Source organism: Amycolatopsis sp. NPDC031561 (genome assembly GCF_055580625.1).
On record NZ_JBVILA010000001.1, the window covers coordinates 52,494 to 71,914 of the forward strand.

Consider the following 19,421-nt stretch of genomic DNA (forward strand, 5'->3'; position numbering starts at 1 on the left):
ACTCCTTAAGAACGAACAAGAGTGGGAGACGGCCGGTAACCGGCGGACACCCCGGCGGCCGTCAGCAGCGCGCGCAGCGGCGCGGTGTCGGCTTCGGCGGCGGTGGCCCTGTCGAGCGCGGACGGCAGCCGCTCGTCCAGCGGCTCGTCCACGGTGAACGGCGCCGGTCCGGACCACGACAGCGACCACCGCGCCACGCCGACGTCGGTGAGGGCCGCGTGCACCACGATCCCCACCCGCCTGCGGACGGAGACGGCGGCGAACTCCCGGCGGGCACGGGGCCCGGCGCCGGCGGGTGCCTTCTCGCCGGGGTCGGAGAGTTCCTCGTGACGGCCCGCGTCGAGCAGGTCCAGCGCCATGTCCAGGGTGCGTTCGCCCAGGATCTCGGCGGCCGCTTCGGCCGCGACATGACGACGGCCGATGGCGACCAAGGACTGCCAGTCGGTCCGCCGCATCGCGAGCGCCTCGTCGGAGAAGACGGTGAACAGCGCCCTGTCGAGCATCTTCTCGGCGCCGGTCAGCAGGTCGGCCGCCGGGCGCTCGCCGCCGGAGCGGACCGGGATCCGGGCCCCGGCCTCGAGCGTCGCGACGCGGTCCCGGGTCGCCGGGTGCGTGTCCCACCGCGAGGTCTTGTCCTCCGGCGGGTTCCGCCGCATCTCGTCCATCTGCTCCGCCCTGGTCGGGTCGGTGAGCAGCGCGCGATAGCCCTCGCCGAACCGATCCGGGAGGTAGCCCGCGTCCCAGCCGATGGCGGCGTAGTTGTTCATGAAGAACCGCCAGGTGACGGCCAGCGCCTCGATCTCACGCAGGGCCGAGGTCGCCGCGTCGGTCCCCGCGAGTCGCGCGGAGACGGCGTCGGCCGCGAGTTCCTGGGCTCGGCAGACACTCATCGAGACGACGAAGTACAGCTTCGCGTACTGCTTGAAGAGCCAGCCGACGAAGCGCTCGAAGTAGCCTTCGCGGCCGAGACCACTGACGACTCTCGCGATGGATTTGCGCCCGCGATAGGTCAGCGCGGCGAACCGCGTGTCCTTGTTGCTGTAGTGGCCCAGCTCATGCGCGAGCACCGCCCGGAACTGGTCCTGGCGCAGGCCCATGATCAGCGGGACACCGATGATCATCCGGCGGCGCAGCACCCGCAGCCCGAGCCACGAGGTCCGCTCGGTGACCGCGGCGTTCACGTCCGCGTCGAGATAGATCTCGTCCGGCGGCCGGGTGCCCGCCTCGTCCGCCAGCTCCCGGACCAGCGCCCAGAGCGCGGGCTGGTCCTCCGGCGTCACCTCGACGCCGGGCAGGTCGTCGCCGGTCGCCCGCTCGACCGTGAGCAGCGTCTTGAGCAGGATCCAGCCGACCGGGACGGTGACGATGCCGAGCTTCGCCGCCGCGAAAACGTTGTGGCGCAGCGCCAGCACCTCGAGCGTCACGATCCCGCCCACGAACGCCAGCACGAGCAGCGGGAATCCCGCCAGCAGGACGGCAGCGAGCAGCCCACGTAAAGACTTCACTGTGAAACGGACCTTCCCCAGAGTTGGTGTACCCCCGACACCGAGCGCTCATTGTGCCCGAAGCCGCAGTAAGAGCCGAGCACTTTTCGAACACGATCTACGACTTCGCGATGAACATCAGCCCACGCAAACGCACGTGACAGTCCACTGTGGATGGCGGTAATTGCCTTGTCCGGTTCGCCCGCCCGGTGCATGCTCGACGACGACAAAACGTTTTCCACGAAGGGAAAGTCATGTACACGGCGGTCGAAGGCTCGCGGGTTCCGATCCGGATGTGGGCCGACCCCACGTCGGTCGAGGACCAAGCCATGCGACAGCTGCACAACGTCGCCAACCTGCCGTGGGTGCACGGCGTCGCGGTCATGCCCGACGTCCACTACGGCAAGGGCGCGACCGTCGGCAGCGTGATCGCGATGCGCGACGCCGTGTCCCCGGCCGCCGTCGGCGTGGACATCGGTTGCGGGATGAGCGCGGTGCGGACCTCGCTCACCGCCGCCGATCTGCCCGACGACCTGGTGAAGCTCCGCCGCCGGATCGAGTCGGCCGTCCCGGTCGGCTTCGGCCTGCACAAGACCCCGGTGAACCCGGCGAAGGTGCACGGTGTCGGTGGCTGGGACGCGTTCTGGAAGTCCTTCGGCGACCTGCACACCGGCGTCCAGGAACTGCACGACCGCGCCGCCCGCCAGATCGGGAGCCTCGGTGGCGGTAACCACTTCATCGAGGTCTGCCTCGAACAGGGCGGAGACGACGAAGGCCGCGTCTGGCTGATGCTGCACTCGGGTTCGCGCAACATCGGCAAGGAACTCGCCGAACGGCACATGGCCGTCGCGCGGAAGCTGCCGCACAACGCGGACCTGCCGGATCCGGACCTCGCGGTGTTCGTCGCGGGTACGCCGGAAATGCAGGCGTACCGGCGCGACCTGTTCTGGGCGCAGGACTACGCGGCGCGCAACCGCGCCGCCATGGTCGCGCTCGTCAAGCAGGCGTTGAAGGACGTCGTCCCGCAGACTACGTTCGACGACGCGATCAGCTGCCACCATAATTACGTCGCCGAAGAGACCTACGACGGCGTCGAACTGTTGGTGACCCGCAAGGGCGCGATCCGCGCGGGTTCGGGTGACCTCGGGATCATCCCGGGCAGCATGGGCACCGGTTCGTACATCGTGCGCGGTCTCGGGAACACGTCGTCCTTCCAGTCCGCGTCGCACGGCGCGGGCCGCCGGATGTCGCGGAACAAGGCCAAGAAGCTGTTCACCGCCGAAGACCTCGCCGCGCAGACCGCCGGGGTGGAATGCCGCAAGGACTCCGGTGTGGTGGACGAGATCCCGGCCGCGTACAAGGACATCGAAACGGTGATCAAGGCGCAGACCGACCTCGTCGAGGTGGTCGCGCACCTGAAGCAGGTCGTCTGCGTGAAGGGCTGAATTACCGGGCGGTTCGTGGGTGGTGGTCAGGGAACCCGACATGCCACCCACGAAATCGCTACCCTGGATCCCATGAAGAGGTTGGGAATCGTGGCGCTCGTGGCGGCCGCCGGACTCGCGCTGGCCGGCTGCAGCGAGGTCACGAACGCCGTCGATCAGACGAACAAGGCCGCGACGAAGGTCGGCGCGTGCGCCGAGGCGCTCAGCCTCACCGACCTCACTCCGGACCCGGCGACGCTCAAGGAGCGGGCCGCGGACAAGGAGAAGCGCTTGCGTGAGCTGGCGTCCAGCGTCGGCGAGCAGGACGTGGCGGGCGCGCTCACCGGCATGGCCGACTCGTACCTGCAGGCCCAGAAGGAGAACATCCATGACGCGGGCAAGATCGCGGACTGGACCAAACGCAACATCGACCGGGTCGACGCCCTGCGCAAGGTCTGCGCCTGACCCTCCCCGCAATTCGTCCTCTAGTTGCGGTGGTTCGCTCTCGAACCACCGCAACTAGAGGACGAATTGCGTCAGGAGGAGGCGAGTGCGGGCGCCGGGGCGGCCGGGGTGCGGGACCGTCGCCAGAACAGGCCGAGCGAGGCGATCGCCAGCGCTCCGATCGCCGAGGCCGCGAACCCTCAGCCCGGGCTGGAGTGATCGATCACATACCCGATGATCGGGCTCCCGATCGCCAGCCCGATCCGGCTGGCCGCGTCCAGCAGCCCCATCGCCTCGCCGCGCACCCGCGGTGGCGCCGCCGCGCTGACCGTCTCGGTGCTCGCCGCGAGCGTCGGCGCGCACAGCACGTTGCTCGGGAAGAGCACGATCGCCAGCAGCCACCACGGGTGGTCGACCAGCCCGACCGGCAGCGTGAGCACCGCGAGCAGCACCATCAGCGTGCCCTGCGAAAGCGACCGCTGGACGGCCCCGTGTATCGCCCCGCCGAGCACGGAGGCGATGCACATCAACGTGATCAGCAGCCCGGACCAGGCGATGTCGCCGCTCGCGCGCACCGTCGCCAGCGCGGCGAGCTCCATCCCGACCAGGCAGAACAGCGCGCCGGCGGCGATGAACATCGCCATCACGAGCCGTCCGGTGAGCCAGCTCCGCACGGGCGGCCGCTCGCCGGTGAACACCTCGGCGTCGGCCTCGGCGCGGATCGGCGGGTTCTGCCGGTAGATCAGCGCCGCCGAAAGCGCGAAGCAGATCCCGATGCCGGTGAGCGCGTACACCGCGGGCAGCTGCGTGATCGCCATGATCCCGGCCGACGGCCCGATCATGAACGACGCTTCCACCAGGATCGTGTCCAGCGAGTAGGCCGCCCGCCGCTGCTCGAGCGGCACGAGCGCGGTGAGCACCAGCCGCGCCAGCGTCCCGGCGGGCACCGACAGCACGCCCGCGGGGAGCGCGACCGCCAGCAGCACTTGATACGGCAGATGCGGCGCGCTGATCCAGAAGGTCGTCGAGGCCAGGCCGCAGATCGCGACCACCGGCCGCAGGCCGTAGCGGTCGACGTACCGGCCGACGAGCGGCGCCCCGATCGCGCTGCCGAGCGTGGTGGCCGCGCCGACCAGCCCGGCCGCGCCGTAGCCGCGGCCGAGGTCGTTGACCACGTACAGCGTCATCGTCACGCCCATGGCCGTCATCGGGAGCCGGGCCAGGAACATCAGCATCATCGAGCTGGGAACCCCGGGCACGGCTAACACACGACGGTACGGAGCGAGGGCCATACGTCCGATGAGAACTTAACTTGGTACGCGCGTGCAAGTTTTTTTCACGCCGGTGGTCACCCGGTCCGGGGTGTTTTCTTGACTGATTCCAGAATAAGCGAGAGGGTGGCGGTACCACCACGAAACAGGAGGCACCGGCGTGACCTTGCCGACCACGAACAACGTGGGTATCCCCGTCGCGAGCGACAACGACTCGCTGACGCTGGGTGCCAACGGTCCGATCCTGCTCCAGGACCACTACCTGATCGAGAAGAACGCCCAGTTCAACCGTGAGCGCGTGCCCGAACGCGTCGTCCACGCCAAGGGCGGCGGCGCGCACGGCTTCCTCGAGGTCACCGAGGACGTCAGCCAGTTCACGAAGGCCGCGCTCTTCCAGCCCGGCGTGCGCACCGAGAGCCTGGTCCGCTTCTCGTCGGTCGCGGGGGAGAACGGCTCGCCCGACACGTGGCGCGACCCCCGCGGGTTCGCGGTGAAGTTCTACACCTCCGAGGGCAACTACGACCTCGTCGGCAACAACACGCCGGTGTTCTTCATCCGCGACCCGATCAAGTTCCCGGACTTCATCCACTCGCAGAAGCGCCGCGCCGACAACCACCTGCGCGACCACGACATCCAGTGGGACTTCTGGACGCTGCGGCCCGAGTCGGCGCACCAGGTCACCTGGCTGATGGGCGATCGCGGCATCCCGTCGAACTGGCGCGAGATGGACGGCTTCGGCTCGCACACCTACCTGTGGGAGAACGCGGGCGGCGAGAAGTTCTGGGTCAAGTACCACTTCAAGACCGACCAGGGCATCGGCTACCTGCCCCAGGCCGACGCGGACCGCATCGCGGGCGAGGACTCCGACTACTACATCCGCGACCTGTTCAAGAACATCGAGAAGGGCAACCACCCCAGCTGGACGCTGTACGTCCAGGTGATGCCCTACGCCGAAGCCGCGGACTACCGCTTCAACCCGTTCGACCTGACCAAGGTGTGGCCGAAGGGCGACTACCCGCTGATCAAGGTCGGCCGCTGGGTGCTCGACCGCAATCCGGCGAACTACTTCGCGGAGATCGAGCAGGCCGCGTTCGAGCCGTCCAACCTGGTGCCGGGCATCGGCCCGTCGCCGGACAAGATGCTGCAGGGCCGCCTGTTCGCGTACCCGGACGCGCACCGCTACCGGATCGGCGCGAACTACACGCAGCTGCCGGTCAACGCGCCGAAGTCCCCGGTGAACAGCTACTCGCGCGACGGCGCGATGCGCTACAACAACCCGGGCGACCCGGTGTACGCGCCGAACTCCAAGGGCGGACCGCACGCGAACGCGGAGATCGCCTCCGAGACCGCGTCGGGCTACGGCGTCGAGGACGAGGTCATCCGGTCGGCGTACAAGCTCCACGCCGAGGACGACGACTTCGGCCAGCCGGGCACGCTCGTGCGCGAGGTGATGGACGACGCGCAGCGTGAGCGGCTCGCGAACAACATCATCGGCCACGCTTCGAACGACGTCTCGCAGCCGGTGCTCGAGCGCGTCTTCGAGTACTGGCGGAACGTCGACAAGGACCTCGGCGACAAGGTCGCGGACGCCTTCCGCAAGTAGAACGACCTCTCCAAGAGGCTGCTCCCACCACCGAACGCACCCGGCGCGCGTCATCCCCCGCGCACCGGGTGCGTTTCCATGTCCCCACTCGCATGTGAAACCAGAAGGTGGCGTGGCGTGCGTGGGGGATAACCCGAGTGGAGCAGTGCGACACGCTTGTCCGACGGAGTGATGAAGCCAAACGATCACCATTTACACCACTGTGGGTGAACGAACCGTTCTCCCGTGTCGACCGGTCACAGGTGGTCATAAAATTGTGCGAAAAGGATGATCTTCAGGGGGACGCACAAGATTTCACCGTTAATCAATTGTGGGGTTCTTCGCCGGGAATGAATCCGGCACGTAAGGGTTAGAAAACGGTTCAAACCGGTGATCGGGTGGTGTTCGGCCGATACGGCGGGTATCGATTTACCTCGTCAGGTCCCAGAGGCCAGGAGGTAAGGGAATGAAAGGCAACATTGCCCGGACGATTGCCGCGGTCGCCGCAGGCAGTCTGTTGGCGGTGGCCTCAGCCGGCGCCGCAACGGCTAGTACCGATGGTGGAAAGGGTTCGTCGAACACGCAGGCACTCGCCGCTCAGGTGCTGCAGATGCGGGACGGGCTCACCAAGGTCGCCTATGCCGGTGACGTCTCCAAGACGCGAGCGGACTTGGACAAGCTGAGCCCCGTCCTCGGTGACATCGCCGCAGGCAAGCGCTACCAGATCCAGACCGAAACACAGAAGCTCGGCGACCTGGCCAAGGGTCGTTCCGACGAATCCAGCAGGCTGCTGGCCGACCCGAAGGCCAAGGCACGCCAGCTCCCGCCGCTGCCGGTACCGATCCCCTCGCTCCCGGACCTGCCCGGACCGTTGAAGATCGTCAGTGACCTGGTGAAAGCCCTGTTGACCGCGGTGACCGGCATCCTCGCCGGCCTGCTCGGCGGACTCCCTGTCCCGCCGCTGCCGCTACCGCCGGTGCCGCTCCCCACGCCGTAATATCGCCGCGCGCCGACGGAAACCTTTCGCAGGGCGCGGGATCGCGACCAGCTCACGCTGGCAGGTAGGGGCGCCCTACAAAAGGTTTCCGTGGCCTTCGGCCAAAAGAGGCGCGCGGGATGAAGTCTCTCGTCGCGCTGACGCGCTTCCGAGAGACAGGCGTGGGCCGTTAGAGGAGTCGTCTGGTTTCGCCGTGCAGGGCGGCGGGCCACGAAATGGGGGCCGGAGCCCGAGTGGGGACATTTCTCCTCACTCGGGCTCTGGCCGTCACTTCGGGGCGAGCCCCAGCCGGAGGGCGCCCGCCGCTTCCGCCGTCGCCTCGCGGAACCGCTGACCGACCCCGAGGAAGTTGATGTACCCGTGGATCAGGTCCGGCTGGCGGCTGAGCGCCACCGGGACCCCGGCCTTCCGCAATTTCTCCGCGTAAGCCTCACCCTCGTCGCGCAGCGGGTCGAAACCGGCGGTCGCGATATACGCGGGCGGCAATCCGGAAACGTCACCGTGCAGCGGGGACAGTTTCGGGTTGTACAGATCGGTGCCCTTCGGCACGTAATGTCCTTCGAACCAGGTCATATCCGAGTCGGTGAGGAACAGGTCCTCCGCGAACAATTCCCGGGAACGGCGGCGCACGGTGAAATCGGTCGCCGGGTAGAACAGCAGCTGGAACGCCGGGACCCCGCCGCCGCGTTTCACCGCCTGCTGCGCGGTCACCGCCGCGAGGTTCCCTCCCGCGCTGTCGCCGCCGACGGCGATACGGGCCGGGTCGGCGCCCAGGTCCCGCGCCTTCGCGAAGGCGTACTCGAAGGCCGCGATCGCGTCTTCGGTGGCGCCGGGGAACTGCGTTTCCGGCGCGAGCCGGTACTCCACCGAAAGCACCCGCACGCCGGCCTGTTTCGCCAGGTAGCGGACGGTGTTGTCGTGGGAGACGCGGCTGCCCACCACCCAGCCGCCGCCGTGGAAGAACACCAGCAGCGCGGACGGATCCGGCAGCCCGGCCGGGGTGTAGAGCGTGGCGGGGACGTCGCCGTCACCCGTCGGGATGAGCAGCTCCCTGGTGGCGACCGGCTCGATGGTCTTCCCGCTGACCAGATGCCTGCTCGCGAGGAGCAGGCTGCGCGACTCTTCGACGCTCCCTCGCACCAGCGATGCCTTCGCGAGCTTCTGCAGACGAAGCAGGAGCTGGGCGTCCAGCGCGAGCTCCTGTCCGTCCAGGCGGAGCGGCGGTCCGGCGATGGCCCTTCTGGCCGGCCTCGGGAGCCAGAACGCCAGCTGCGAAAACGCGGCTTCGGCACGGATCTGGAGCGGTATCGCCATGCTTCCTCCTGAGGGCTTCTCGCCAGGTTACTTACGAGTAGGTATGCCGTCCAGCGGGAACCGGGCCTTTGCGGCGAACGGGTGTGACGCAAGCCTCCGTTCCAGATCCTGGTCCTCCACTTAAGTAGAGGGGTTAGCCTCGAAAGCGTGACTTCGACGAACGCGGTTCATGTCCTCGGTATCGGCGGCTCCCTGCGGGAGGGCTCGCAATCCGAGCGCGCGCTGCGCATCGCGCTGGGCGGCGCGGCCGAAGCCGGGGTCACCACCGAGCTCATCTCGGGGCCGGAGCTGGTTTTGCCGTTCTACGACACCGCGTTGGAAGAGCGGCACGAACAGGCCGTGCGGCTGGTCGAGGCGATCCGCCGCGCCGACGGGATCATCGTGGTCTCGCCCGGCTATCACGGCGCGTTGTCCGGCCTGGTCAAGAACGCCCTGGACTACGTCGAGGACCTGCGCGACGACGCCCGCCCGTACCTCGACGGCCGCGCGGTCGGCCTCGCCGCCGTCGCGTACGGCTGGCAAGCCGCGGTCACCACACTGGAGCAGCTGCGCACGATCACGCACGCACTGCGCGGCTGGGCCACCCCTTTGGGTGGTTCGATCAACACCGCGGAGACCAAGTTCGACGAAGGCGGCGGCGCCTCCGACGACAAGTCCGTCCGCACCCTCCGCCTGATCGGTACCCAGGTCGCCGAGTTCGCGCTGAGTCGCGCCGGTCACTGATTCGTTTGCGTCGGTCTTCGTCCGGGTAATTCCCGGAAGTGATGCCTGCCATGGGGTGGCAAGGTTTCGCGGTTGCGGGACGTTGGCACCACAGAGACGCTCAACGGGGCGTGTCTTGAGACCAGGAGGTAGGCGAAGAATGGCTGAGGCTCTGTACACCGCGGTGGCCACCGCTCGCGGCGACGGCCGCAACGGTGAGGTCACGTCCTCTGACGGCGTCATCGACGAATCGCTGGCGATCCCGAAGGAGATGGGCGGCCCCGGTGGTGACAAGACCAACCCCGAGCAGCTCTTCGCCGCCGGTTACTCCGCCTGCTTCCACTCCGCGCTGCAGCTCGTCGCGCGCCAGGCGAAGGTGAAGCTGGACGGCTCGACCGTCACCGCCGAGGTCAGCGTGCTCAAGCAGGGCGAGGGCTTCGGCCTCGGCGTCGCACTCAACGTTTCTCTTCCCGGCCTGGAGCAGGCGCAGGCCGATCAGCTCGTCGAGCAGGCGCACCAGGTGTGCCCCTACTCGAACGCGACCCGAGGGAACATCGAGGTCGCGCTGTCCGCGTCGGTCTGATCCCGGACGCGGCAGGTCCACTCCCGAACCGGCTATTTTCTGAAAGGAAGACCGAAGATGGGCAAGTCTCCGATCCAGAGTCCGCTGAGCGAAGCCGACAAGGAGATCACCGGTAACGCCTTGCAGGCCACGCTGGTCGATCTCGTGGATCTGTCGCTGATCGCGAAGCAGGCCCACTGGAACGTCGTCGGCTCGAACTTCCGCAGCGCGCACCTGCAGCTCGACGAGCTGGTCGCCACCGCGCGCCAGTACGTCGACGAGGTCGCCGAGCGCGCCAACGCCATCGGCGTCTCGCCGAACGGCCAGGCGAAGGCCGTCGTGGAGAGCTCCGGCCTCCCGTCGTATCCCGACAACTGGCAGTCCGTCGAGTCCACGGTCGCCGCGATCGTCGACATCCTCGCGGCGCTGATCCAGCGTCTGCGCAAGCGCATCGACGAGACCGACAAGAGCGACCTGGTGACCCAGGACCTCCTGATCGCGATCACCCAGGAGCTCGAGAAGGCGCACTGGATGTGGCAGGCGCAGCAGGCCTGACCCTCTCCGGTCCCGCGCATGTCATGAAAGGGGCTTTCAAGACGTTTTTCGTCTTGAAAGCCCCTTTCATGACACTCGGAGGTCGATCAAGGTGCCCTCGAAAGCTCCCGGGGCTACGTTCGGTCCATGGTGCTGCACAAGGGGAAAGCGACCGACCCGGACCGCGAAGGCGGGACCAACCCGCTGTACGCCGGCGCGTACCCCGCGCTCGCCGCGAGCATCCGCCTCCCGCACGACAGCCTCGCCGAAGATCCGCTGCCGCCCGACACCGCGCTCCAGCTGGTGCGCGACGAGCTGATGCTCGACGGCAACGCCCGGCTCAACCTCGCCACGTTCGTCACGACGTGGATGGAGCCGCAGGCCCGCGAGCTGATGGCCGAATGCGTCGACAAGAACATGATCGACAAGGACGAGTACCCGCAGACGGCGGAGCTCGAGCGGCGTTGCGTGAACATCCTCGCCGACCTGTGGCACGCGCCCGATCAGAACGCGATCATGGGCTGCTCCACGACCGGTTCCTCGGAAGCCTGCATGCTCGCCGGGATGGCGCTGAAGCGCCGCTGGTCGAAACTCGGGCGCACCGGCAAACCGAATCTGGTGATGGGCGCGAACGTCCAGGTCTGCTGGGAGAAGTTCTGCGAGTACTGGGAGGTCGAGCCGCGGCTGGTGCCGATGGACGGGAACCGCTTCCACCTCACCGCGGCCGAGGCGATCGCCCGGTGCGACGAGAACACCATCGGCGTCGTCGCGATCCTCGGGTCCACTTTCGACGGCAGTTACGAGCCCGTCGCCGAGATCGCGGCCGCGCTCGACGGGCTCCAGGAACGGTCCGGCTGGGACATTCCGGTGCACGTCGACGGCGCTTCGGGCGCGATGATCGCGCCGTTCCTCGATCCGGAGCTGGTCTGGGACTTCCGGTTGCCGAGGGTGGCGTCGATCAACACCTCCGGGCACAAGTACGGGCTGGTCTACCCCGGCGTCGGCTGGGTGGTGTGGCGCGACAAGGCGGCGTTGCCGGAGGAACTCGTCTTCAACGTCAACTACCTCGGTGGCGACATGCCCACTTTCGCGCTGAACTTCTCGCGCCCCGGCGCCGAGGTGGCCGCGCAGTACTACACGTTCGTCCGGCTCGGACGCGAAGGTTTCCGTGCTGTGCAACAGGCTTCGCGTGATGTGGCGACCCAGCTGGCCGACGGGATCGCCGGGCTGGGCCCGTTCGAACTGCTCACCCGCGGCGACCAGCTGCCCGTCTTCGCCTTCACGACGAAGGCGGACGTCGAGGGCTTCGACGTCTTCGACGTGTCACGGCGGCTTCGCGAACGTGGCTGGCTTGTCCCGGCGTACACGTTCCCGGAGAACAGGACCGATCTCGCGGTGCTGAGGATCGTGGTGCGCAACGGTTTCACCCACGACCTCGCGGATCTGCTGCTCGCCGACCTCCGGCGCCTGCTGCCCGAGCTCGACCACGGTCCGCGACGGCGGACGGCGTTCCATCACTGAGCCGGGTGCCCTGCGTCACGCCGGATTTCCCCTGGCCCTACCGGCGCGTAACGTCGGGGGGTATGGGAGTCGCCGGAGACGAACGTCAAGCGTTGAGCGAGCTTTTCGAAGAGGTCGGCCCGGACGCGCCGACCCTGTGCACGGGCTGGAAGACGCGGGATCTCGCGGCGCACCTGCTGGTGCGTGAGCGCAGGCCGGACGCGATGCCCGGGATCCTGGTGCCCGCGCTGGCGTCGTACACGCAGCGGGTGCAGGACTCCTACGCCGCGCGGCCGTGGGCCGACGTCGTGGGCAAGGTCCGGTCCGGCCCCGCCTGGTACTGGCCGACGTCGATCGGCGCCGTCGACGAGCTGACGAACAGCGCGGAATTCCTGATCCACCACGAGGACGTCCGTCGCGGGCAGCCCGGCTGGGAGCCCCGTCCGGCGGACCCCGCGCGGGACGCGGCGGCGTGGAAGTCGGCGAAGCAGGCGTCGAAGCTGAACCTGCGGAAATCGCCGGTCGGCGTGATCCTGAAGACCCCCGAAGCCCGCGAAGCGCGGGTCAAGGAAGGCCCCGACACGGTGACCGTGGTCGGCGCCCCGATCGAGCTGCTGCTGTTCGTCTTCGGTCGCGACGCCGCCCGGGTCACCTTCGAAGGTGACGCCTACGCGGTGGACAGGCTCCGGAAGCACGACCGCGGGCTCTAGAGTTCGGCCATGCCGATGATCAGTGTTTCGATGTTCCCCGGCCGGACGGCCGAACAGAAGCAGGCCCTCGTGCGCGAGGTGACCGACGCCTTCGTCCGCACCTGCGGCGGCAATCCCGAGGGAATCTGGGTGACCATCAACGAGATTCCCGCCGAACACTGGGCGTCCGGCGGGACTCTCTTCTCCGAGCGCTGACCCCGCTCGCCGGGGTCAGCGAAGCCCGACGGCCCTCAGCGCGAAGAACACCTCGATCGCCGTCTGCTTGATCGTCTCGGCGATCACCAGCGACCCGTGGCCCGCGTCGAAACGGTAGAACTCGAACGAGATCTCCCGCTTCTCGAGCCTGTCGAGGTAGTTCTCGACCTGCCGGATCGGGCAGCGCGGATCGTTGTCCCCGGCGAGCACCAGCACCGGCGCCGTCACGGCCTCGACGTAGGTGATCGGCGAGCATTCCCGGTACACCGCGGGCACCGTCTCCGGCGAACCGCCGAACAGCGCCCTGTCGAACGAGCGGAGCTGCTCCATCTCGTCCTCGTACGCGGCGACGTAGTCCGCGACGGGAACCCCTGCGATCCCCGCGGCCCAGCGCGCGGGCTGGGTGCCCAGCGCCAGCAGGCTCAGGTAGCCGCCCCACGAAGCGCCGTTCACCACGCACTTCTCCGGGTCCGCGAGTCCACTTTGGACGGCCCAGTCGTGCACGGCGGCGACGTCTTCGAGTTCGGTCAGGCCGGGACGTCCTTCGATCGCGTCGCGCCAGGCCGAACCGTAGCCCGTCGAGCCGCGGTAGTTGACCTCGACGACGGCGAATCCGGCGTCGAGCCAGACGGCGCGGTAGGCGGAGAACCGGTCTTCGTCGGCCGAATGCGGCCCTCCGTGCAGGGAGAAGACCGTCGGGAGCGGGCCTTCGGGCGCGTCTGCTGGACGGGAGACGAGCGCGTGGATCTGCCCGCCGATCCCGTCGACGAACGCGTCGGTGACCGGCGCGGACTCCGGAGCCCGCTCGCCCGGCGGTTCGAGGAGGACCGAGTCGGTGCCGTCCGCGGTCCTGGCGCGGACGGCGGTCGGCTGCGCGGCACTGGACCACGAGTACTCGACGGTGCCGTCGGGCCGCACCCCGGCGCCGCCGATCCGGCCCGGCGGGGTGTCCAAAGAGGACAATCCGCCGCTCGCGAGGTCGTAGCGGTGCAGGGAACTGCGGCCCTGGTGGAAGTGGACGACGAGGAGCGCATGCGCGTCCGGGTACCAGCCCGCGATCACTTCGCCCGGCAGATCGAGCTCGATCTCCAGCTCGGTGTCCGCGGCGGTGTCCCAGATCAGCAGTTCTTCGCGACCGCGCCGCTCGTGCAGCACCAGCAACCGCTGGTCGCCCGCGACCGGCGAGAACTCCAGTGCGCCGAGGCCCTTGCCTTCGCCGTCCCATTTGTCGGCGACCGTGGTGAAGCCGTCGGTCGACAAGACGCGCAGTGCGGGGTGTCGCGAATCACCGTGCTCGGAATGCGAGATCGCGAGCCGCGACTCGTCGCGGGAGAGCGAGGAGATCCCGGCGTCGTCGTCATGACGGTAGAAGCTGGTGGTCTCGCCGTCGATATGGGCGAAGAGTTCGCTGCCGTCGTCGGTCGAGACGCCGACCGCGATCACGCGGGTGCCGATCTCGAGCCCGGCGGGGTAGCCGTCGTGGACGTCCGGCACCGCGCGCTCGGCGGCGGCTCCCGGCGCGAACGGTTCGCGGACCCAGGAACCGAATTCGTCGCCGTCGGTGTCGTTGAACCACCAGATCCAGCGGCCGTCGGGGGACGGGGTCGCGTGCATGGTGCCGGCGGGGCGGTCGGTGACGCGGCGGTGCTCGCCGGTCGACCGGTCCCAGGAATAGACCTCCCAGACGCCGCTGGCGTTGGAGACGTAGATGTTCGCGTCCGGGGCGTCGATGGCCCACTCGGGGACCGAGATGCGCGGTGCGTGGAAGCGGGCCCGCCACCTGGCCTCGGCTTCGGCGTCGTCGAACAGGCGGTCCGGGACCGCCGCGGACGGATATTTGTTGCCTGGCTGCGTGCTCACCCCTCGATCCTGCCACCCCGGAGCCGTACTGTGTGCGGGGTGCTGGAGGGAAACACGCCGCGCGCCGCGGTGTCCGCGCGGTCGGCGCGCCAAGCGGTCGAACGGGCCGTGTTCGCGCAACCGCTGTTCGGGCCGGGGATGGGGGTCGTCGACGTCGGCTGCGGCCCGGGTTCGATCACCCTCGGTATCGGCGACGGGCACAGAAAGTCCACAGTGGACTTTCTGTGGGCCGACGCTCGCGCGTTGCCGTTCGCCGAGGCGTCGGTCGACGTGGTCTTCGCGCACGCCATCTTCGAGTACCTGAGGGAACCAGGGGCCGCCCTGGCGGAGCTGCGGCGGGTGCTCAAACCGGGTGGCGCCCTCGCACTGTCCACATCGGACTGGAGCCGGGCGCGGCTCCGGCCGAAGACGGCGAACGTCGACGCCGCGCTCCGCGGGCACTATCTGCTGTGCCGTCGCGCGGGTGGCGATCCGTTCGCCGGACGCTCCATTCCCGCCGCGGTCGCGGCCGCCGGTTTCACCGACGTGCGAACGAAAACCCGCTACCGCGCGGACGCGACGTACCGGGCGCTGGCGACATCGGTGGAGGCGCGCCTGGTGACGGCGCTGGAAACCGCGACCACCCCGGACCGCGACCAACTCGCCTCGGCCGCCCGCTCGGCGTGGTCGTGGGCGCGCTCCGGGGACGGCGATTTCGCCCAATGCTGGACGGAACTCCTCGCCATCCGCTGACGCCCTCTCTCTGGCTCTGGCTCTCTGGTTTCCCTGCTCTCGGTGTCGCTCTCCGGTGTCCCCAATGCCTCATCGGGGACACTCAGCGACTCAAATGCGACATCGGAAACCCCTGCGGCCAGTTGTCCACACCCGCCCGCCGTTGTGGACAACCGACCCCGTCACCCCCGCTTTCACCCGGTCCCGACGCCCCTCGCCGATACGCTGGGTCCGGGGTCGCCCCCCTGGGAGCGGCGGGGGCTGCCCGCGCGGTCTCGGTGGGGAGGGGTGCATGCCCTGAAGGCCACCTTTGAGACGCTCAACATCCTAAAGGTGGCCTTCAAGACATGCGGGAGTCTTGGGGTTTCCGGGGTTGCCCGCGTTTAGTCCTCTAGATGCGTTTGGGGAGCTGAAGGGGACCATGCCCGCATGCCATGCAGGGAAAGCGCCCTTCGCCGCATGCGACGTGGGTAAGGGGCCCTTCAGCCCACGACGCAACGCAAGAAGGTCCCGTTCGCGTGTTCTGCGAGCGGGACCTTCTTGATCTAGCGTCGGGGTGGCGGGATTCGAACCCACGACCTCCTCGACCCGAACGAGGCACGCTACCAAGCTGCGCCACACCCCGGATACTTCTTAGCGGGTCGTGGAGAAGTTTAGCGGACGGTGTTTCGCGCTTTGCGGGGGGCTGCTTTCCGGTGATCGCCGCTGGTCGTACCCCGTGGGACGAGGGTCAGCAGGCTGGCCTCGGGAGGGCACGCGAAGCGCGCGGGGGCGTATGGCGAGGTGCCCAGTCCGGCGGAGACGTGGAGCCACATCTGGGCGCCCCAGCGGGACGCGCCGCGGGCGCGGGTGCGGTCGAGTTCGCAGTTGGTGACGAGCGCGCCGTAGCCGGGGACGCGGAGTTGCCCGCCGTGCGTGTGGCCGGCGAGGACGAGGTCGTAGCCGTCGCCCGCGAACTCGTCGAGGACGCGCGGTTCCGGGGAGTGCGTGACGCCGATGCGGACGGCGGCGCCGGTGTCGGCCGGGCCCGCGATGTCGGCGTACCGGTCGCGCCGGAGGTGGGCGTCGTCGACGCCGGCGGTGAACACGTACTGGTCGGCGACCTCGATGGTGCGGCGGACGTGTGTGAGGTCGTCCCAGCCGTGTTCGACGAAGGCCGCGCGGAGGTCGCGCCAAGGCAGGTGCTCGCCGTGGATCCGCTTCTTCTTGCCCTTCGGCATGAGGTAGCGCGCCGGGTTCTTCGGTTTCGGTGCGTAGTAGTCGTTGCTGCCGAAAATGAACACGCCGGGCCGCTCGAGCAGGGGGCCGAGTGCGCGCAGCACCGACGGGACGGCCTGCTGATGTGACAGGTTGTCACCGGTGTTGACGACGAGGTCCGGTTCGAGCTCGTCGAGCGCGGCTACCCAGCGTTGCTTGCTCACGTGCCCGGGCAGCATGTGCAGGTCCGAGATGTGGAGGATCGTGAAGGGCTTCGCCCCCGCGGCGAGGACCGGGAGCTCCGCGGTGCGAAGCGTCCACCGGCGCCTTTCGATGCCGACCGCGTAACCGAGGGTCGCGGCTCCCAGGGCGACGGTTCCCACGGCCAAGCGCCGTACCGTCGCCCTCGAGGTGTTGCTGTTACTGAGCGTGCTCACAACGTCCAGTTTACGTGCTCATCGGTGGTGATCGTCCGCCCCCATTCCGGCGATCCCGAAGAATCGCTGGAATGGCCTCTTTTCTTCACTTTCCGTGGTCGGCGCGGGGTGTGGTGATCAGCCGACATGATCCCGTCGACCAGTGTTCCCCGTTAGGCCGCCAGCTGCTCACTCAAAGTTAGATACATGTGACTCATCGTGATTTGCGCTGGTTGACATGGCCCTGACCGATCAGCGTCCGCCGCCCATGTACTTCGGGTCCGGCTGCGGCAACGGCAGCGGTTCCTGGCCTTCGAGGATCTTCGACATCGCCCCGAACCAGGTCTGCGCCGGCGTCTTCCCGCCGAACATGTTCTCGCAGCGGGTGTTCACGTTACCCGGGCCGAGGTAGCACAGACCGCCGTTTCCACCCTTCGGGCGGAACACCATCGCCGCGCCCGCGAGCTGCGGGGTGGCCCCGAGGTACGTCCCCGAGCCGTTGCTCTGCGTCGTTCCGGTCTTGCCCATCACCGGGCGGGTCCACCGGGCACCGTTCGCGGCGCCGAACGACGTCCCGCCGGGCTGGCTGTCCCTGCTCAGGCCGACCGCGAGGGTGTTGGCGAGACCTTCGGGGACCACCTGCTCGCAGGCGGCTTCCTTGACGGACACCGGCTTTCCGTCCCGGTCGGTGACACCGGCCAGCGGGGTCGGCGGGCACCAGACACCGCCGCTCATGATCGTGGCGCCGACGTTCGCCAGTTCCAGGCCGCTCAGCGGGGCCGGGCCGAGGGTGAACGACGCGTTTCCGGGCCAGCCGGGCCTCGGGCCGAAGGCCTGGAGCTGACTGGCGTTGGCGCCGGGATTATCGGACTTCGGATCGACGGCGCCGCCGCCGAGGTTGCTGGTCATGGTGTCGCGCATGCCGAGTTTGCGCGCCATCTCCACGATCGGCCCGGTGCTCCCGACCTTCTCCTCGAGGGCCACGAACGCGGTGTTCGGCGAGGTCGCCAGCGCCTGCTGCATCGACATGGCCCCGCCGGCGGGGTTGTAGTCACCCGCGTTGCCGAGGCAGTACCAGCGGGAGCGCAATGGCGGCCCGGTCGGGGCGCACTTGGGGCCACCACCGGCGAACACACTCGAGGTGTAGAAGTCGGGCACCGGAAGGGAACTGTTGATCCCGGCCACGCCCGCTTCCAAGGCCGCGGCGGCGGTGAAGACCTTGTACGCCGAGCCCGCGCCACCGGTGTTGTAGACGCCGGAAGGCAACGCGAAGGTCGTCTGGCCCTGGTCTTCGTGCAGCCCGTAGTCACGGTTCGCCGCCAGCGCCACGACTTCGTGCCGGTTCTTGCCCGGCTTCACCAGCGACAGCGTGTTCGCGACGTTGTCCTGCGTCTTCTTGACCTGTGCCTCGGCCGACATCTTGGCTTCGTGGTTCGCCCGTTCGTCCAAAGTGGTCTTGATCTGGTAGCCGCCGGTGTAGAGATCGTCCTTCGTCATGCCGTTCTTGAGGAGATAGTCCTCGACGTACTGACAGAAGAAACCGTTTTCCGTTCCGGCGCCGGTGCAGTTCGACGCGGGCTTCTGCGGGCCGCCCTCGACGACGCCGAGCGGTTCGCCCTTGAACCGGTCCGCGTCCACCTTCGCGAGCTTGTGGTTGTCGACCATGCGGTCCAGCACCAGGTTGCGGCGCTCGGTCGCCTTCGCCGGGGACTTCCACGGGTCGTTGACGATCGGGTTGTTCACCAGACCGGCCAGCAGCGCGGCCTGCGGCACCGTCAGCTTCTCGACCGGGGTGTTGAAGTACGCCTGCGCGGCCGCGCCGACGCCGAAGATCTCGCGCGAGAACTCGACGACGTTCAGGTAGCCGGTCAAGATCTGCATCTTGTTCAGCTTGGTTTCCAGCTGGATCGCGATCCGGGCTTCCTTCAGCTTCCGGGCGACCGACTGTTCCTGTGCGCGCTTCTGGCCCGGCTTGTCGTCCCGGTAGACGACGTTGATCAGGTAGTTCTTGACGTACTGCTGGGTCAGCGTCGAAGCGCCCTGCGTGTCACCGCCGGTGCTGTTGCTGACCGCGGCACGCAGCGTGCCCTTCCAGTCCACCCCGTTGTGCTCGTAGAAGCGCTTGTCCTCGACCGAGATCAGCGCCCACTTCATGGCGTCGTTGATCTGTGTCTCGTTGGTCGGGATGCGGAACTGCTTGTACAGCGTCGCGATCTGCTTGCCGGTGTTGTCGGTGATCGTCGTCACCAGGGGTGGCGGAATGTCCGCGAGGTCCGAAGATGTCTTGTCGACGGTCTCGCTCGCCTGGTTGGAGATCACACCCGCGGCGCCCGCCACCGGGAACAACATTCCCGCGACCAGCACCCCCGCGAGCACACACAGGCCAATGAGCTTCAGCAGACCGTCCGTTTTGCGCACGCGGACCAGGGTACGCGGATCCCGTTAGCCCACCGTGACGTCACCTCGCTGTCGGTGCGGATTCGGTCACGAAATCGACCCCATGTGGTGACGGCTGGTA

Annotated in this window: 16 protein-coding genes, 1 tRNA gene and 1 pseudogene; 11 read left to right on the plus strand and 7 right to left on the minus strand. The window is 68.3% G+C overall.

The genetic code is table 11. From position 1 onward, the window contains the following. Positions 1-5: 5 nt before the first annotated feature. On the minus strand, positions 6-1,505 hold the full coding sequence (locus tag ACZ5IK_RS00235; RefSeq protein WP_465485885.1) for a M48 family metallopeptidase: 1,500 nt from the start codon (positions 1,503-1,505) through the stop codon (positions 6-8). Positions 1,506-1,738: 233 nt separating this feature from the next. On the opposite strand from ACZ5IK_RS00235, the gene ACZ5IK_RS00240 reads away from it, so the two are divergent. Continuing rightward, positions 1,739-2,929, plus strand: coding sequence for an RtcB family protein (locus ACZ5IK_RS00240; RefSeq protein WP_465485886.1), 1,191 nt, complete (start codon positions 1,739-1,741; stop codon positions 2,927-2,929). 72 nt (positions 2,930-3,001) lie between these two features. Next, positions 3,002-3,373 carry a hypothetical protein gene (locus tag ACZ5IK_RS00245; protein WP_465485887.1) on the plus strand — a complete coding sequence of 124 codons (372 nt, stop codon included), beginning with the start codon at positions 3,002-3,004 and terminating at the stop codon, positions 3,371-3,373. Between the two features lie 71 nt (positions 3,374-3,444). Here the strand turns inward: ACZ5IK_RS00245 and ACZ5IK_RS00250 are convergent. Continuing rightward, positions 3,445-4,590 (minus strand): annotated as a pseudogene (locus tag ACZ5IK_RS00250) (MFS transporter). Positions 4,591-4,783: 193 nt separating this feature from the next. On the opposite strand from ACZ5IK_RS00250, the gene ACZ5IK_RS00255 reads away from it, so the two are divergent. Together ACZ5IK_RS00255 and ACZ5IK_RS00260 are read left to right on the plus strand one after the other, a co-directional pair. After that, positions 4,784-6,226 carry a catalase gene (locus tag ACZ5IK_RS00255; protein WP_465485888.1) on the plus strand — a complete coding sequence of 481 codons (1,443 nt, stop codon included), beginning with the start codon at positions 4,784-4,786 and terminating at the stop codon, positions 6,224-6,226. A gap of 445 nt (positions 6,227-6,671) precedes the next feature. After that, entirely contained in the window at positions 6,672-7,202 is a 531-nt protein-coding gene (locus ACZ5IK_RS00260) for a hypothetical protein (protein WP_465485889.1), read from the plus strand. Positions 7,203-7,469: 267 nt separating this feature from the next. On the opposite strand, the gene ACZ5IK_RS00265 is transcribed toward ACZ5IK_RS00260, so the two are convergent. Continuing rightward, entirely contained in the window at positions 7,470-8,516 is a 1,047-nt protein-coding gene (locus ACZ5IK_RS00265) for an alpha/beta hydrolase (RefSeq protein ID WP_465485890.1), read from the minus strand. A 147-nt stretch (positions 8,517-8,663) separates the two neighbouring features. Here ACZ5IK_RS00265 and ACZ5IK_RS00270 point away from each other — a divergent pair, with 147 nt between their 5' ends. From ACZ5IK_RS00270 to ACZ5IK_RS00295, 6 genes are all read left to right on the plus strand, one after another. Continuing rightward, complete coding sequence (locus tag ACZ5IK_RS00270) at positions 8,664-9,239, plus strand: NADPH-dependent FMN reductase (RefSeq protein WP_465485891.1); 576 nt, start codon at positions 8,664-8,666, stop codon at positions 9,237-9,239. A 139-nt stretch (positions 9,240-9,378) separates the two neighbouring features. Then, positions 9,379-9,801, plus strand: coding sequence for an organic hydroperoxide resistance protein (locus ACZ5IK_RS00275; protein ID WP_076156049.1), 423 nt, complete (start codon positions 9,379-9,381; stop codon positions 9,799-9,801). Positions 9,802-9,858: 57 nt separating this feature from the next. Beyond that, the gene (dps, locus tag ACZ5IK_RS00280) at positions 9,859-10,335 is read left to right on the plus strand and encodes a DNA starvation/stationary phase protection protein Dps (RefSeq protein WP_465485892.1); all 477 of its coding nucleotides are present in this window, start codon (positions 9,859-9,861) and stop codon (positions 10,333-10,335) included. Between the two features lie 126 nt (positions 10,336-10,461). Beyond that, positions 10,462-11,835, plus strand: coding sequence for a glutamate decarboxylase (locus ACZ5IK_RS00285; protein ID WP_465485893.1), 1,374 nt, complete (start codon positions 10,462-10,464; stop codon positions 11,833-11,835). A 62-nt stretch (positions 11,836-11,897) separates the two neighbouring features. Further along, positions 11,898-12,524 carry a TIGR03085 family metal-binding protein gene (locus ACZ5IK_RS00290; protein WP_465485894.1) on the plus strand — a complete coding sequence of 209 codons (627 nt, stop codon included), beginning with the start codon at positions 11,898-11,900 and terminating at the stop codon, positions 12,522-12,524. A 9-nt stretch (positions 12,525-12,533) separates the two neighbouring features. Next, a complete protein-coding gene (locus ACZ5IK_RS00295; RefSeq protein WP_465485895.1) occupies positions 12,534-12,719 on the plus strand; it encodes a 2-hydroxymuconate tautomerase in 186 nt (61 codons plus the stop codon). A 15-nt stretch (positions 12,720-12,734) separates the two neighbouring features. Here ACZ5IK_RS00295 and ACZ5IK_RS00300 read toward each other — a convergent pair whose 3' ends face one another. Further along, a complete protein-coding gene (locus ACZ5IK_RS00300; protein WP_465485896.1) occupies positions 12,735-14,579 on the minus strand; it encodes a S9 family peptidase in 1,845 nt (614 codons plus the stop codon). A gap of 39 nt (positions 14,580-14,618) precedes the next feature. Here ACZ5IK_RS00300 and ACZ5IK_RS00305 point away from each other — a divergent pair, with 39 nt between their 5' ends. Beyond that, a complete protein-coding gene (locus ACZ5IK_RS00305) occupies positions 14,619-15,311 on the plus strand; it encodes a methyltransferase domain-containing protein (protein ID WP_465485897.1) in 693 nt (230 codons plus the stop codon). A gap of 530 nt (positions 15,312-15,841) precedes the next feature. Here ACZ5IK_RS00305 and ACZ5IK_RS00310 read toward each other — a convergent pair. From ACZ5IK_RS00310 to ACZ5IK_RS00320, 3 genes are all read right to left on the minus strand, one after another. After that, positions 15,842-15,915, minus strand: a tRNA-Pro gene (locus ACZ5IK_RS00310). Positions 15,916-15,943: 28 nt separating this feature from the next. After that, positions 15,944-16,870 carry a metallophosphoesterase gene (locus ACZ5IK_RS00315; RefSeq protein ID WP_465486672.1) on the minus strand — a complete coding sequence of 309 codons (927 nt, stop codon included), beginning with the start codon at positions 16,868-16,870 and terminating at the stop codon, positions 15,944-15,946. Positions 16,871-17,155: 285 nt separating this feature from the next. Then, positions 17,156-19,321 carry a transglycosylase domain-containing protein gene (locus ACZ5IK_RS00320; protein ID WP_465485898.1) on the minus strand — a complete coding sequence of 722 codons (2,166 nt, stop codon included), beginning with the start codon at positions 19,319-19,321 and terminating at the stop codon, positions 17,156-17,158. Between the last annotated feature and the right edge of the window lie 100 nt (positions 19,322-19,421).